Origin of the sequence: Pseudactinotalea sp. Z1732, from assembly GCF_049724975.1 — a bacterium.
Lineage (GTDB): Bacteria > Actinomycetota > Actinomycetes > Actinomycetales > Beutenbergiaceae > CALKWS01.
Window position 1 is genome coordinate 15,524 of record NZ_JBMPQC010000018.1, and the last position, 15,718, is coordinate 31,241.

13 protein-coding genes and 1 pseudogene are annotated in these 15,718 nt (G+C 65.6%); 9 read left to right on the forward strand and 5 right to left on the reverse strand.

The window, feature by feature from the left end; genetic code table 11:
- Window positions 1–29: 29 nt before the first annotated feature.
- Window positions 30–1,553: a M81 family metallopeptidase gene (locus ACPL7H_RS18095; RefSeq protein WP_424798151.1), complete on the reverse strand. Its 1,524-nt coding sequence runs from the start codon at window positions 1,551–1,553 to the stop codon at window positions 30–32.
- Between the two features lie 178 nt (window positions 1,554–1,731).
- Between ACPL7H_RS18095 and ACPL7H_RS18100 the strand changes: the two genes are divergently transcribed.
- On the forward strand, window positions 1,732–3,180 hold the full coding sequence (locus tag ACPL7H_RS18100) for a M81 family metallopeptidase (RefSeq protein WP_424798152.1): 1,449 nt from the start codon (window positions 1,732–1,734) through the stop codon (window positions 3,178–3,180).
- Between the two features lie 18 nt (window positions 3,181–3,198).
- Here the strand turns inward: ACPL7H_RS18100 and ACPL7H_RS18105 are convergent, their stop codons facing one another.
- Window positions 3,199–4,515 (reverse strand): alanine racemase, encoded by a 1,317-nt coding sequence (locus ACPL7H_RS18105; protein WP_424798153.1) that lies wholly within the window; start codon window positions 4,513–4,515, stop codon window positions 3,199–3,201.
- 48 nt (window positions 4,516–4,563) lie between these two features.
- Here ACPL7H_RS18105 and ACPL7H_RS18110 point away from each other — a divergent pair, with 48 nt between their 5' ends.
- Window positions 4,564–5,877: an aspartate aminotransferase family protein gene (locus ACPL7H_RS18110; RefSeq protein ID WP_424798154.1), complete on the forward strand. Its 1,314-nt coding sequence runs from the start codon at window positions 4,564–4,566 to the stop codon at window positions 5,875–5,877.
- A gap of 11 nt (window positions 5,878–5,888) precedes the next feature.
- On the opposite strand, the gene ACPL7H_RS18115 is transcribed toward ACPL7H_RS18110, so the two are convergent.
- Window positions 5,889–6,881: a pyridoxal-phosphate dependent enzyme gene (locus tag ACPL7H_RS18115; RefSeq protein ID WP_424798155.1), complete on the reverse strand. Its 993-nt coding sequence runs from the start codon at window positions 6,879–6,881 to the stop codon at window positions 5,889–5,891.
- A gap of 59 nt (window positions 6,882–6,940) precedes the next feature.
- Window positions 6,941–7,780 (reverse strand): succinylglutamate desuccinylase/aspartoacylase family protein, encoded by an 840-nt coding sequence (locus ACPL7H_RS18120; RefSeq protein WP_424798156.1) that lies wholly within the window; start codon window positions 7,778–7,780, stop codon window positions 6,941–6,943.
- Window positions 7,781–8,127: 347 nt separating this feature from the next.
- Here ACPL7H_RS18120 and ilvD point away from each other — a divergent pair, with 347 nt between their 5' ends.
- From ilvD to ACPL7H_RS18150, 6 genes are all read left to right on the forward strand, one after another.
- The gene (ilvD, locus tag ACPL7H_RS18125; RefSeq protein ID WP_424798157.1) at window positions 8,128–9,930 is read left to right on the forward strand and encodes a dihydroxy-acid dehydratase; all 1,803 of its coding nucleotides are present in this window, start codon (window positions 8,128–8,130) and stop codon (window positions 9,928–9,930) included.
- A 50-nt stretch (window positions 9,931–9,980) separates the two neighbouring features.
- Window positions 9,981–10,841, forward strand: coding sequence for a fumarylacetoacetate hydrolase family protein (locus tag ACPL7H_RS18130; protein WP_424798158.1), 861 nt, complete (start codon window positions 9,981–9,983; stop codon window positions 10,839–10,841).
- 46 nt (window positions 10,842–10,887) lie between these two features.
- Complete coding sequence (locus tag ACPL7H_RS18135; RefSeq protein ID WP_424798159.1) at window positions 10,888–12,477, forward strand: N-acyl-D-amino-acid deacylase family protein; 1,590 nt, start codon at window positions 10,888–10,890, stop codon at window positions 12,475–12,477.
- Between the two features lie 30 nt (window positions 12,478–12,507).
- A complete protein-coding gene (locus ACPL7H_RS18140) occupies window positions 12,508–12,993 on the forward strand; it encodes a RidA family protein (protein ID WP_424798160.1) in 486 nt (161 codons plus the stop codon).
- A gap of 119 nt (window positions 12,994–13,112) precedes the next feature.
- Window positions 13,113–13,310 (forward strand): hypothetical protein, encoded by a 198-nt coding sequence (locus ACPL7H_RS18145; protein WP_424798161.1) that lies wholly within the window; start codon window positions 13,113–13,115, stop codon window positions 13,308–13,310.
- Window positions 13,311–13,356: 46 nt separating this feature from the next.
- The gene (locus ACPL7H_RS18150) at window positions 13,357–13,632 is read left to right on the forward strand and encodes a type II toxin-antitoxin system PemK/MazF family toxin (protein WP_424798162.1); all 276 of its coding nucleotides are present in this window, start codon (window positions 13,357–13,359) and stop codon (window positions 13,630–13,632) included.
- Between the two features lie 67 nt (window positions 13,633–13,699).
- On the opposite strand, the gene ACPL7H_RS18155 is transcribed toward ACPL7H_RS18150, so the two are convergent.
- Entirely contained in the window at window positions 13,700–14,566 is an 867-nt protein-coding gene (locus ACPL7H_RS18155; protein ID WP_424798163.1) for a 3-hydroxyacyl-CoA dehydrogenase family protein, read from the reverse strand.
- Window positions 14,567–14,786: 220 nt separating this feature from the next.
- Here ACPL7H_RS18155 and ACPL7H_RS18160 point away from each other — a divergent pair.
- Window positions 14,787–15,718, forward strand: a pseudogene (locus ACPL7H_RS18160) (polysaccharide lyase family 8 super-sandwich domain-containing protein); the annotation flags it as partial.

The following is a 15,718-nucleotide window of genomic DNA, read 5'->3' on the forward strand; positions in this document are numbered from 1 at the left end:
CTCTCTGATGGTGCTCGACGGGCGGGGGGTCAGTTCGCGGCAGGTCGCCACGCAGTGTCGGGGTCCAGTGGCCACAGCGGGCGGTCGGCCCGGCGGAAGGGCATGCGGTCAAGCCGAGAGTCCGAGGGGCCCCGGGTGTCGACGTCGATGCATTCCCGGGCGATCGGTTCATAGAACGCGCGATATCCGCCGGCTGATTTGGTCACCACGATATGCGCGTCCTGCGGGTCCAAGCCGACGTGCTCGTACAACTGGTAATCCAGTTGACTCGCGGGCCGTTCCACGATGACTACATGCAGGTGGTCACCCACACGCACGACCGCCGTTGCACCGAGATCGACCGGGCTTGGCGGATAGAGCGATGTGAACCGGCCGTCGGTCAGTTTCACCACGGTGCCGGTGACCCCGATCTGGCCGTGGAATTCAGGAGCCAGGGAGCCTCCAACGGTGAGGGTGACGTCCGCACCCACACCGGCCGTGGCACACTCTTTGGATGCTTCGCCGTCGGTGACGATCACCTGGGCACGGCCGGTCAGCGAGGCAGCGAGGAGTCCGGCGAGGACCTCGACGCCGTCACCAGTGGCACCCGCGGAGACACTATCGGCGCCGTCCCCGAACACGACCGGCCCTTGGGTGGGGTCGGGTGCCGTGCACCCGGCACGCTGGAGTGCCTCACTGATCGGCACCTTAGGCGCCCGAACTTGCGTGCGTCGGTCCCACGCCATCTGGGCCAGTTCCGCGGCGCGCTGCTCGGCCAACCCGCCTTCGCCGGCGGTAACAACGACGGCGGACCAACCCAGATCAGGTACGTCGAGCCAAGGTTGGGTCATGAAAAGCGAAGCATCGAGAACGTGGGGTTCGTTGACGATCTCACCGATCCGGTCCATCACTTCGCGGATGGGTGGCTGGTTCGTGTCCTGCCCTTCGGCCGAGGTGATCATTGGGATCTTCTGCCACGCGAGCCGGGCCTGTGCTCCTTCGAGCTCAGCGAGAAGGAGGCGCATGGCGCGTTCACCGGTGGAGACCATGTCCACGTGCGGAAGAGTGTGGTACCCGGCAAGGAGTGGGGTGGCCGCTGCCATCCGGGCCGTGAAGTGGCAGTGCAGGTCGAAGGACGCAGCAACCGGCACTCCCATCAAGGCGGCTATCTGCTCCAGCAGGTCTCCCTCAACGTCGTCCTCATCGTCGGCCACCATCGCACCGTGCAACTGCACGTAGATGCCATCGACCTCTCCGCGATGCGATGCCAAGCCATCGAGCAACCGGTCGCGCAACCGTGGGTAAACTCCGGCAGCCAATATCGGTCCGCTGAGCGCGCCCGCCGATGTGGTCGGTATGACCTGTGCGCCCGCTTCGCGCGCGATCGCCACAGCACCGGCGACCGAGTCCAGCCCTTGGCCGGCCTCCAAGACATCTGCACCCGAGGCGAAGGTGGTGCTTTCGAATGCATCCATGCGCGTACGACCCGGAGCGAACGTGTTGGCCTCGAACATCAGGCTCGCGACCGCAATCCTGGGGGCTCCGGACACTTGCGCTGCGCGACGACCCGCCATGACTTCGCCCTCGTTCCATCAAAAGCAAACTGTGTTTTATTCGACGCAACCCTAATCGTCTAGACTTATCACGCGCAATAGTCAGCTACTGGTGTCGGCGTCCCACTGCTCGGAATGTGCATCCGCGGTGGATGGTCCTTGTGTGACGATCACCGCCAACGAGCGAAAGGCAACTGCCATGCCCCGTCCCACCCGCCGCGTCGGTGTTATCGGCTTCTGGCACGAGACCAACACATTCTCCGCCACCCCGACATCCATAGAGCAGTTTCGTGACTTCGAGTTGCTCTCCGGCGAGACCCTCGCGCAGGCTAATGCCGACGTCGGCTCCGTGATCGGAGGCTTCCTGGACGCACAGGGGTTCGAGTTGGTGCCGATCTTCTCCGCCGGCGCATGGCCGTCCGGGCCGATTGACGAAGAAGCGATGTCGGAACTGTTCGACCGGGCACGCCGGGCGTTGCAGCAGGCCGGTCGCCTCGACGGTGCCCTCGTCAACCTGCACGGCGCCATGGTTGCTGACGGTTACCCGGATACCGAAACCACCGCATTGGAACTGGTTCGGGAGGTCGCGGGTGAGATACCCATGGCCGCGGTGCTCGACCTGCACGCGAATCCCTCGCCCACACTGGTGGACCGGGCCGATGTGTTGATCAGTTACGACACCTATCCACACATCGATATGCGGGAGCGAGGTGCGGAGGCAGCCGGACTGCTGGATACGGTCCTGTCCGGTACGGCGCTACGCACCGCCATCCGCAAGGTGCCCCTGCTGGTCTGCCCGGTGGCCCAGGCGACGGACGCCACCCCCATGGCCGACCTACAAGTTCGGGCTGCAGCGCGCGCCCGTCAGGCCGGGCTTCATCGGGTGTGCGTGATTGGCGGCTTCGCCTATTCCGATGTCGAGCGTGCCGGCATGAGCGTGCTGGCGATCCATGACGAGGCTCACGCCGCAGCGGCAGTCGAGGTTCTGGACGAGACCGTCGCCGACATCGCCGCCCACGCCGCGGACTTCGAGGTCGCCCGGGACGATCCGGCTACCGCCGTGCGCCGGGCGTTGGCGAGCCCGGTCCGTCCAGTGGTACTGGCGGATGTCGCCGACAACATCGGAGGCGGGTCAGCGGGCGATGGCACGGCCTTGTTGGCCGAACTGCTGCGAGCCGGGGCTACCGACGCCGTCGTGCCGATCGTGGATCGTGACGTTGCTCTGCTCGCACAGGAACTCGGCGAGGGAGCTGACATCGAAACGCTAGTGGGCGCCAAGACCGACACACACCATGGTGTTCCCTTGCGAATCCGGGGCCGGGTCCGTCGGATCAGCGACGGCCGTTACCGCACCTCGGGACCATGGATGACCGGACGCGAATTCTCCATGGGAACCACTGCGGTGATCGACGTCGGCGGTGTCACCCTGCTCGTCATGGCTGACCGCACTCCGGCATTCCACGAGGAGCAATTCACCAGTCAGGGGATCGATCCAGCGCAAGCGTCAGTGATCGTAGTCAAGGGTGCGATTGCCTGGCGCGGCGCCCTGGGCCACATCGCCCGAGAAGCCATCGAAGTCGCTGGACCAGGCATCACGCCCGTGGATGTGCATGCCCTTCCTCGCCGCACCAGTCCAATGACATGGTGACCGGTTACCTGCCGGAGATCAAAACCACGTGGTGATCGCGCCGACCACGGCGTCCTGATCGTCCAGCAGTGGCACGAGGGACCATTTGTCGAACGCCGTACAGGGGTGACACGGGCCTAAGCGGAGCACATCTCCCACTTGCACCTGCCCGCCGTGAGAGACATAAGCATGCTGATCGTTCATCCGGTCCACTGTCACTCCATCGGTGGCAATGGCTTCGCCATTCCGCAACACCTGTAGCACCACCGGCATACGGCTGTCATAGGGAGCGTCCCGTTTGCCGAAGTTCGCCAGGGCCAGTCCTGGTTCCGGTGCAGAGACCACGGCAGCCCACAGATCCAATGCGGGCCGTAGCCCCCCCAGGGGGTGGTCCGCCTCCGGAGCCAGAGGCGCAGCCGCCGCCGAGGCACCGTGATCGTGGGTGATCGTCGCACCCGAACGCACCACAAGCCGCAGCGGCACGCTCAGTTCCGGCCGGTCGACCTTCGCGAGTCTGTCCGGGTAGACCGACCCTCCGGCAGTCAGCAGGACTTCGGTGACTTCATCGAAGAGATCACGACGATCCAGTTCGACCGTGACAGCCACCAACCGGGCCAGGAAAGCATCGATGCGTTCCAAAGATGCCTCATCACGTCCGACGGGAAGGATTCCCTCGAAACCTTCAACCCCCGCCAACGTCAGCGCGGAGCTCCCGTGCACTGCCTCGGCGATCTCGATCAGATCAGCCTCATCCCGCACTCCGGTCCGCCCTCCGGTCACCCCCAACTCGACCAGGACCGGTAGCGGGTTCCGCATCCCGGCGCGGTCCAGATGTTGAGCGACCATCTCCACACCCGCGAGGGAATCCACGATCGGCACCACCTGGACGTCAGGATATTCCTGGGCCAATCGCGCCAGGGCGGTGGCATTTCCACGGTCGACGACTTCATGAGCAAGGATGATCCGATCTACCCCCGTCGCCGCAAGGAACCTCGCCTGGTGGACTGAGGCCGCCGCCATGCCCCACGCACCGGACTGCAACTGCAGCCGCACGATCTCCGGTGACATATGCGTCTTTGCATGTGGTGCCTGCTCGACGTCGTTCGCTTCGCACCACTGGGCCTGCAGGCGAGCGTTATGTTCCAGGGAACTCACCCGCAGGGTCAGTGCCGGCAGAAGCAGATTGTCGCGGTACCACCCTTGCCGACCCACGTTTTGGGGCTCCACGGTCGGATCGGGCAGACTTCGAAAACGCGGGAGCGGCTCTCCGGTCGTCGATACGGCGGGTTTCGTCCAAGGGATTGACCGTTCCATAGGGCGATAGTAGCGTGACGCCTGGTGGAATGCACGTTCCAATGGCCAAAACTTGCTTCATGAACACGGTTGAATAAGAGGAGACTCCCCATGACGATCGCTGCGTGGCCTGCATCTGAACAGGCTTGGGAACGCACCAAGGGTTCGCTCGCCGGTGGTGTCTCCACGGGGCTCCGGGCGGCAATGAAGCCGCACCCGCTCTTTTTCGAAGGTGGCTCCGGGCCACGTTTGACCGACCTGGACGGCCACAGTTATCTGGACTACGTCCTCGGCTGGGGACCCGTCATCCTCGGCCATGGGCACCCCGGATTGACTGAGGCCGTTCAACGCCAACTTCCCTTGGGCGCAACCTACGGATCGGGTCATCTGCTTGAAGCAGAAGTCGCCGAGAAGGTGCTGGAGCGCATCCCTGGCACCGAACGCGTGCTGTGGTCCAACACCGGGTCGGAGGCCACCCAGGTGGCGCTGCGGCTCGCTCGCGGCGTGACTGGTCGGCAGCGATTCATCAAATTTGGTGGGCACTATCACGGTTGGTCCGACTCCATGCTGATCGGCTACCGCCCCGGTACAGACGGCACTCTCGGACTCGGCAGTCAGGGTCAGAACCCCAACGCATTGAATGATCTTCACCTGGTGGAGTGGGGCGACCTGGCAACCGCCACCGAACTGGCGCAGTCCTCGGAAGCGGATATCGCGGCAATCATCCTTGAGCCGGTTATGGCAAACTCGGGCGTCCTGGAGCCACCAGCGGGGTTCCTCGAGGGACTGCGGGAGTTGTGCGATGCCACCGGTGCGGTTCTCATCTTCGATGAGGTGATCACCGGATTCCGGATCGACACCGGCGGTGCGGTCACTCGCTACGGCGTACGGCCGGACCTGGTCGTACTGGCCAAGGCCATCGCCGGGGGATATCCACTGGCAGCGGTAGCCGGTCGGGCGGAGATCATCGACCGCACCACCTCCGGCATCGTGCATGCAGGCACCTATAACGGGAACCCTGTGGTCCTCGCAGCCGGTGGAGCGACGCTGGACGCCCTGGCTGAACCAGGAGTGTATGAGGCCTTCGAGCGACGCGGCAGCGCGCTCGCCGACGGTATGCGAAGCGCGTTCGCCCGCCATGGCGTGACTGCTGCCATCGGTGGCGTCGGCCCCGTGGTGCAGTGCGCGCCCGGTGTGGCCAGGAACAACACGTTCACCGACTTCATGGCGGCCGATCAGGAATTCTATGACCGCTTCGTCGTGCAGATGTTGCGTCGCGGGGTGTTCGCGCTGCCCGGGGGGCGTTGGTACATTTCCACCGCTCACACCGATGAGGACATTGCGCAGACAGTGGCCGTGATCGATGAGGCGCTGGGTGCCACGCTTGCCGAAGGCCCCGGTCCCGTGACCGCGACTACCGAGTGACGCTCGCCCGATCAAAGTTGCTGTAACCAGCGGGTCAAACGCTGGGGGATCTCCTCCGTCGTCGTGGGCGTGGGCCGTCGATCACTCGCGGTGAAGCGGCCGAGGTCTTTGAGACCGTGCCCCGTGAGCACGACGCACGGCTGATCCGCAGCCCCCAGGCGTCCCTGCTCAACGTCTTGGCGGACAGCCGCCAAGGCGAGCGCTGCGGCGGGCTCCACGAAGATGCCCTCGGTGCGGGCAAGGAGGTCCTGGGCGGCCCAGGCGTCCTCGTCGGCTACCGGGACTCCCCACCCGCCGGATGAACGGACTGCTGCGACCGCTGCCTCGCCGTCGGGCGGGCGGGGCAGCATGAGCCCCGAGATATGCGTGGACCACTCGTCGATACTGGGGTGGGACAACTCCCCGGTCAGCGTCCGCGCGATCGGCGCGCAGCCGGCCGGTTGGGTGGAAATGACGGCGGCTCGGCAGGCTGCTGCACCCAGGCCACGAGCAGTAGCGACAAGGAGACCACCACCTCCGGTCGGGACGTACACCTGAGTGATGCCGCCGCGTGCGGCGATCTCCGTACCGATCGCATCCGCTCCGCGCATTCCATGCGGGTTGTGCGCATGGGTCGTAATCGTCAGCAGTAGCCTCTCCGCGGCTGCGATCTGCCCCAGCCCCGCCATCACCTCTGGCCCCATCCGGTCCATAGAGAGCAACAGCACCCCGTAAGGCGCGATCGAGGCCAACTTCTCTTGCGGGGCCTCACGAAGCACGAGCAGGATGCCCGGCAGGCCGGCACGGACACCGTAGGCACTCATGGCGGCACCTCCATTACCCGATGAGGTACCGATCCAACCGCGGTAGCCCTCCCGCAGCGCCCTGGACATACTCGCTGCGGCGATCCGGTCCTTGTACGATCCGGTCGGGTTCAGGTACTCGGCTTTGGCCCACAACCCAGCGAGCCCCCATCGGCGCGCCAGCGCGTCCAAGGACACCATCGGGGTACGGCCTTCGCCCATGGTGACCCCTTGGACACTGGCACTCTCAGCCGGTTCAAGCTGCGACAGATCCTCGTTCATCATTGCCCCTCCACGTAGGCAGCCACGATCGCCAAGGTGTCGCCCTCTTCCACCCGCGTCCTGCGTCGAAGGAGCATGATCGCACCACCTAGTGGGCTGCTCACTACGTCGACCGTCGATCCGTCGTCGTCGACGATCTGCCCCAACGCCGAACCCGCGGCAACAGAATCCCCCACTCCCACGGACGTGACGAAGTAGCCGGCTCGCGGCGCCGTGATGCCCCCATCGGTGTTGCCGTCACCACGCACCAGGACTGGCTCTGTCGAGACTGCATCCCCCTCGATCATGCCGAGGTGCGCCAGCACCCGCAGTACTCCGTCAACGTAGCAATCCAATTCGTCCCGGCGAACCTGCCCCCCTCCCCTGCCTTCCACGTAGAACGAGGCGACCCCATGCGCTGCCGCCGCAGAGAGAGAGCGCCCGCCCGCAGCGGTGGGATGCTGCCACAAGAACGGCGCACCGAAGGCTGCCGCGAGTTGCCCGGAACGCTCACAGAGTTCACCTTCGCCAGCGTGATATCCGGCGAGTAGCGGCATATCGAAGCCCAGGCCGCCGGAGTGCAGATCGATAAGCACATCGGCGCCGATGATTGCTTCCGTAGTCAGGTGGTGGGCGAGACGCTCTGTCGCCGAACCGTCGGCTCTTCCCGGGAAGACACGAGCAAGATTGAGGCCATCAGACGGGCTCTCCCGCCTGGTTTCGCGCCAGGCGGCCGGATGTGCCGGCGCCACCGCCCGGACGGTACCGCTGAGAGCGTCGGTGTCGAGCAATGTGGCGATCCGCCGCGCGGCGAGCACACCTTCAAACTCATCGCCATGCACACCACCGAGCACGGTCACCGTTGGTCCGGGGTTCCTCCCCCGGAGAACCTGGACCTCGGGCAACTCGGACTTCAGGTCTTGATCTTGGTGAGGCATGGTGACCACTCCGCCTTCCCTGATGTGCGGCAACTTGCCACATCGCAACTTCCGCTGCAAAGAACTCAGATTTCGCCAGGCAGATTACCAGCGGATATCCTCCTTGGGGCGCGAGCCCGCCGCGAACCACCGACCTCGCACTCTCCGCATCCCAGGCTCAACTGCCGCGACCGTGACGGGGCTCTTGCATTCGCCTGCCAAGTACCGAACAATGAACCTGCAGTTCCATTCCCCGAGACGGTCTGTTGGCTTGATCTAGAGAGGTCACAGTGACGGAATCAACCGGGCGGTCCACACCGAAGTCGGCCGCCGAGAAGACACTGGCCAGCCAGCGCGTTCGGCAGTTCAGTTTCGAGGGCGACGCCCTACGCATGGCGATGGACTGGTCGGTTGCCGACCTGGAACGACCCCAAGTGCTGGTGGAGACCGCAGCCGGTGCCTCCCACCCCAGTTCCTACCACCTGGGTGACCTGGGAGCCGAGGCCGCCAAGGGCGTCCTGCAAGCAGGCGGGAAGCCGGCTGAGTACACCACCACCGACATCTGCGACGGCGTTGCCCAAGCCCATGATGGCATGCGCTATCCGTTGGCCTCCCGTGAATTCATCGCGAACATGGTTGAGGTGCACGCCAACGCCACCCCGTTCGATGCGATGGTGTTGTCCTCCTCAGGGGATAAGGCCGTTCCGGCTCACCTGCTGGCGATGGCGCGACTCGATCTACCCTCTGTGCACGTCCCCGGCGGAGCTATGGCCACCGGTCCCCAGCATCGCTCCAATGAAGAGTTATGGAGCATGAAGATGCTGGTGGACCGAGGCCGGATGGACCTGGACGAGTTCCTCGCCTTCCAGCGGTTCACCTGCCCCGGGTGCGGAGCATGCCAGTACATGGGTACCGCAGCCACGATGCAGGTGATCAGCGAGGCACTCGGCCTAGCACTGCCGTGGGGCGCCCTCATCCCCGCACCGATGGCAGAGATTCGCCGGATGGCGCGAGGTGCCGGTCAACGGGCAGTGGAACTGCTCCACGAAGGCATCACCGCACGCGCAATCCTCACCCGGGAAGCGTTCGAGAACGCCATCACGACCCACGCCGCGATCGGCGGGTCGCTCAATGCGGTGATGCACCTGATCGCTATTGCCGAAGAAGCCGGCGTAGAACTGAGTGCGGCGGACTTCGATGCAATCCACCAGCGCACCCCCGTGCTGGTCGATGCCAAGACGGCGGGCCGCTACCCCACCGAACTGTTTTGGTACGCAGGTGGTGTGCCCGCCCTGATGCACCACCTACGGGACCACCTGCACCTGGATGCACTCACCGTGAGCGGCACCACTCTCGGAGAGAATCTCGACCGGATCAACGGCACCCAGTTGCAGCGGCACGCGGCGATGTTCTTGGGCAATTACCACCTTCAGCCTGACCAGATCATCAAGCCCGTGACCGAAGCCGTGTTCGACTCCGGCTCGACCGTGCTGCTCAGCGGGAACCTGGCCGAGGGTGCGATCGTCAAGTCGCACGCCGTGGCAGAGGCGATGCGAACCCACACCGGCCCCGCTCGCGTCTTCGACCGCGAGGAAGACGCGATCGAAGCGTTGGTCTCCGAGAAGATACGCCCCGGCGATGTGGTGGTGGTGCGGTATCAGGGGCCGCGTGCCAACGGTATGCCGGAGATGTTCTTCCTCTCCGAACTCATCGCCTCCGATCCGGTGCTGGCCTCGACCACGGCGCTACTCACCGACGGGCGATTCTCCGGCGCCAGCCGCGGGCCATGCGTGGGCTACGCGTATCCAGAAGCCGTGGATGGTGGGCCGGTGGCTTTCCTGGCGGAGAACGATCTCATCGAGATCGACATTCCTGGGCGTCGTCTCGATATTGTCGGCGTCGCAGGACAAAGAGTCAGTCCGCAGCAGGTAGACCAGACACTGACGGACCGCAGGGAGCACTGGGCGCCGCCGGCTACGCATCATCGAGGTGCCCTCGGGCAGTACACCGCACTGGCCAAGCCTGCATTACATGGAGGCGGGATGTCCGTAAACAACCGGCCCGCGCACGCACCACCCCACCGCGGCACCTGATCCCGACCTCCCCGCACACCTCCCCCACAAAAACCCAAGGAGCAATCCCCGTGAAACTGATGCGTCTGGGCCCACTCGGCCAGGAGCGGCCCGTGGTCCGTCTCGATGAGTCCACCTACGTGAACGTCGGAGATGTGGCCGGTGACTTCGACGAGACGTTCTTCGCTCGCGACGGTCTGGACCAACTGCGCCAGGTGGTGCAGGAGCGCCGCGCGGCCGGGCAGACCCACACCTTCGCCGGGGAGCGCATCGGCGCACCGATCGCCCGCCCGCACCAGATCCTGTGCGTGGGACTCAACTACGCCGACCACGCCGCCGAAACCGGTCAGGCCGTCCCCGAAGAGCCGATCCTGTTCACCAAGTCCCCCAACACCTTGATCGGCCCCAATGACGACGTGCGCATCCCCCGGGGCGCCAACGAGGTGGACTGGGAGGTCGAACTGGGCATCGTGATCGGCACGCGCACCAGTTACCTGGACTCCCCCGAGCAGGCGCGCGAGGCGATCGCCGGGTTCGTCCTGGTCAACGACGTCTCCGAGCGGGAGTTTCAGACCCGCCGCGGCGGGCAGTGGTTGAAGGGTAAGTCGGCCGAGACGTTCAACCCCACCGGTCCGTGGTTGACCACCCCGGAGGAGATCGACGACGTGGACAACCTGGGCATGTGGCTGGACGTCAACGGCACCCGCCGCCAGGACGGATCCACCGCCACGATGGTCTTCGACGTCTACACGATCGTGCATTACATCAGTCAGTTCCTGGTGCTCGAACCCGGGGACCTGATCAACACCGGCACCCCGCCCGGAGTGGGCATGGGTCACGACCCGCAGATCTTCCTGCAGCCCGGGGACACCATGGAACTCGGTATCGACCACCTGGGCGCCCAGCGCCAGACAGTGCTCGCACCCCGCTGATCCCGAACCGCCCCCGCACACCGACCGGCCACCCACCGGAGCCACCATGTTTACTGTGATCGTGCGCAACGGTCTGGTCATGGACGGCACCGGCACGCCCGGCCAGGTGGCTGACGTCGGTGTGCGGGGCGGTCGGATCGAAGCGATCGGTGACCTGACCCCGGCCCGGGCGGAAACCGAGATCGACGCCACCGGCCTGGTGGTGACGCCGGGCTTCATCGACGTGCACACCCACAGCGACCTCACCGCCTTCCTGCCGGCGAGCGCCACACAGGTCTCGCGCGCCTCGGTGCGACAAGGGGTCACCACCGAAGTCACGGGCAACTGCGGGTGGACGCCGTTCCCCACCACACCCGCCCGGCAGGCAGCGATCCGCGATCACATCGGTGCCCTGTTCGGCCCCGCTGCGCGCGCTTTCGATTCCTATGCGCACTACCGCGAGGCACTTAGCGCCCAGTCCCTGCCGACCAATGTGGCGCCGCTGGTGGGTCACGGCACACTGCGCGCCGCCGCCGCTGGGTTGGGCCGCGAACCCGACAGCCCCCAGGCCACCCGGGTGATGAGCCACATGCTGGCCCAGAGCCTGGATGAGGGGGCGTTCGGGATGTCCAGCGGTTTGGTCTACCCACCGGGGATGTACAGCCCACCGGAGGAACTGCACGCGATGGGCCAGGTGCTGGCACGTGCCGGGCGCATCTACGCCACCCACATGCGCAACGACATGGACATGGTCCACCAGGCAGTGGCCGAGGCGATCGCGATGGGCCGCACGACGGGGGCGCGGGTGCAACTGTCCCACCTGAAAGTCGCCGGCCGGCAACGGTGGGGCACAGCAGCCTCAGTGCTGGACCAGATCGAGGCCGCGAACGCCGGCGGTATCGACGTCCGCGGTGATGTCTACCCCTACGCCGCCAGCAGCACCCTGCTGCGGGCCCTGCTGCCCCCGTGGGTCAATGACGGCGGGATCGAGGCGATGCTTTCCCGGCTCGACCAGGCGGAGGTCCGCCGTCGGGTCGCGCGCGAATTCGAGACCGGGCTGCCCGGCTGGCAGAACTTCGTCGCTGCGGCTGGATGGGATGGCATCACCATCGCCTTCGCACCGGCCCGTCCTGAGATCGAGGGCCGCAGCGTCGCCGCATTGGCCGACGACGACGGTCGCCCCCCGGCGGAAGTCCTCACCGGCCTGGTGCAACAGTTGCGCGGTGACTGCCTGGTGGTGCTGCACAAGATGAGCGAAGCGGACGTGCGCACCCTGATCACCCACCCGGACGTGCTCATCGGATCCGACACGATCCCGCTGCCCGGCCGGCCGCACCCGCGTACCGCCGGCACATTCGCCCGGGTACTGGGGCGCTACGTGCGCCAGGAGCAGGTGGCCGAGCTGCCGGCCATGATCAAACGGATGACCCAGGATGCCGCCGAGCGGTTCGCCGTGCCCCAACGGGGACGGATCACCCGCGGTTACGCTGCGGACCTGGTGGTCTTCGACCCGGCCGGCATCTCCGACCGGGCCACCTTCGCCGACCCGCTGCTCCCGCCACACGGAGTGGCCCACGTTCTGGTCGCAGGACGGGTGGTCATCTACGGCGGCGCCGACACCGACGCCGCACCCGGCCAGGTCCTTGAACCCGCATGACCAGCAACCCACACCGAGAAGGAGAACACCATGAACAACTCCCCCACCACCGGCGCTGACGCCCGCTTCGCTGCCCTGGAACCGGTCCCCTCAGCGGCTCCCGGACCCCAGTCCACCGTCCGCGCGCTGCGCCGCGTCGGTCAGGTGCTGCACATGTCCGGACAGGTGGCTTTCGTGGGCAGTGATCTGCTGGCCACCGGGGTGCTGGGCGGCGACGTCGATGTCCCCACCGGTCAGGCCTGCGCCCGCCAGTGCGCGTTGAACCTGCTGGCCCGGCTGCAGGAGGAGTTGGGGTCACTGGATCGGATCGCCCAGGTCGTCAAGCTCACCGTGTTCGTCTCCTCCGCGCCCGGGTTCCGGGACCAACCGCAGGTCGCCAACGGCGCCTCGGAGGTGTTCGTCGAGGTCCTCGGGGACCGCGGCCGGCACGCCCGCTCGGCTGTGGGCGTGGCCGAACTCCCGATCGGCACACCGGTCGAGGTGGAAGCCGTGGTCGAGGTCGAGCCCGGGGAATGAGCGTCCCTCCCCCGTGCCAGCCTGTAGAGCGTGACGGAGGAGCTGGATGCCCGGTTGGCCGGAAGCCCTCGCCATTCCCGGCTGTAGACAAATCCATCTACATGTGGTGATGTAAGTGCATGTCTGAATCCACGACCATCCGGGTCAGCAAAGCCACTCGCGACGAACTACGAGACCTCGCGAGCCATCGACGATCAACGGTCGCAGAGACCGTGGCGCACGCCGTCAGGCTGCTACGTCAAGATGAGATGGGTCGCGATCTCGCCGGCCCCCTGACCGGCGACGAAATCTCGTGGCTCGATGCTGACGCCGGGTGACGTCGTCAATCTAGACCTCGGGCCGCCCGCTGGATCGGAAGCAGGAATGACCAGACCGGCCATCGTAGTGACTGCCCGCCGGGTGCTCCGTGGAAGTCCGAACGTTATCCAGGTGGTACCCCTCACCCGCACGCTCCGCGACAGCGGGGCCGAAGTCCTGATCCCGCCCGATGATGACAACGGCCTGGACACTCCGTCCGCAGTCCAATGCCAGCACGTCCGATCGGTGGCTGTCGCCCGTGTCACCGGGCAGCGGGGCAACATCGGGCCGGTCACTCTCGGGCAAGTGCGCAACACACTCGCCCTCCTTCTCGACCTTTGACAACCAAGTAGTCCCGCTCCACGGTTGCACGCAGCGGATGCAGGCTTACGCTCGGTCGGCCGTGCGGCTAACCGTCTGCAGCGGCTGCGTCGAGATGGGTGAACAGATCCTGTATCGAGGCCACGAGGCGTTGGTCCCGACCGTCGGCGTAGTCATAGAAACCACTTCCGGACTTCGCGCCAAGCCGGCCGGCTCTGACATGCTCGACGAGCGACGCCGGAGGCGCATCGGCGTTGTCGAGAGTCGGGAAGATTTCCGCACACACCGCCTCCCACACATCGAGCCCACCCAGATCCGCGATGCCGATCGGACCGGCAATGGCCCAGCGCGGTCCGAGCCCATACCGCATCACCGCATCGACGTCCTCCGGGCTGGCAATCCCCCGTGCGACCAGGGAAAAGGCTTCGCGCAGCACCCCGGCCTGGAGCCGGTTGGCGATGAACCCCTCAACCTCACCGACAGCCACGGGTCGTTTCCCCAGACGGCTCAACAGATCGAGGACGGCCTGCACGTGTACCTCTGCGGTCGTGGGCGCGCGGATGACCTCCACCAGGGGGACCACATCGGCCGGATTGAAGAAGTGGGTGAGCAGGAAACGCTCCGGCCGTTGTACGAAGGTAGCGAGCACGCTCGGCCGGAAAGTCGAGGTGTTGGACGCAATGACCGTATCCGTGGCTCCGGAGATCGCGGCGAGCACCTCCTGCTTTACCTCAAGGCTTTCGAAGGTCGACTCGAACACAATGTCCGCATCGACCGCACACTCCTCGATCGACCCGGCGACCTCCAGTTCTGCCCGATCGGTGCTGCCGAGTTCTGCTGGCACACCGGCGATGTCGAAGACACGAACCGTGACGCCACTTCGCACCAACATCCCCGCGATCCGGCGGCCCATCGTGCCCAGGCCCACAACTCCGGCCCGCGTGATCGGCTGCATCGGTACCTCCTCCCATGAACGGGTTGTGGCAAGTCCAACGAACACACTCTGCCATGTGTGGAGAAAGCCGGGGCCTGCCGCACAGCGGCGTACGATTCCCAGAAGAACGACGTTCATTCTTGATTCATTCGTTGGGGTGCGGATTCAATTCCTTGCACTGGCTGACAACGGCGCGCCGCTGCGTCCTTTGGAAACGCCGGAGGTAGATGGAGGACAAAGCATGCCTGGTCTGAGCAGACGACAAGTTCTGGGAATCGCCGCCGGCGCGGGCTTGGGTATCGCGATCGCGGGTCTGCCCCTTACTCAGCGGACAGCGAGAGCCGATGACCTGCTTCTCGACCGGAACGCGATTCTGGAAAACTATGCCGCCCTGTACACCGGGACCGAGGACAGCAACGCACACCCGGCCGTCGCGGATAAGATCGCTGCCATCCAGACACGCTCGGACCAGATGTTCGGACGATTACGTCCGAACTCGGATTGGGTGCAGTACTCCGGAGTGATCGTCGACGTCCGCCTGGGACTGGAGAACTCCACCACCGGCGCTACCGCCAGCGGACGTATGACCAGTACTTTCCGCGCGCTCGCTGAGATTGCGCTGGCCACCGTGACGCCCGGAGCAGCCTCGTACGGAGACCGACAGCGGCAGGACCGGGTGATCGAAGCACTCCGGTGGGTAACTGAGACCTACTATGACGTCCCCGGAGACATCTACACCGGCACCGGTGAGAAGTACGGCGACTGGTTCGACTGGGAGATCGGCTCTGCCCACCAGATCACGATGATGCTTGCGTTCATGCGGGATCCGATCGCTGACGTCGATCCGGACCTGACCCTGTACTGCGTGGACGTCATGCACAGCCACCTGACCTTCGAGCCCAAGTTCCACACCGGCGCCAACCGCGCCGACATGACCACCAACTACTTCGTGCAAGGAGCCCTGGTCGGCGACGACGACGCGATCGAGGAAGGCATCTCCCAGCATCTGACCGTGATGGCCGATATTGACCCCGTCAGCCCTGTCGACGGCATCACCGATGGGTTCTATGAGGACGGCTCCTTCCTGCACCATGACAATGTCGCCTACAACGGGTCGTACGGTAAGAATCTGCTGACCCGGGTGGTCAACGCGATCAAGATCCTGCACGGCAC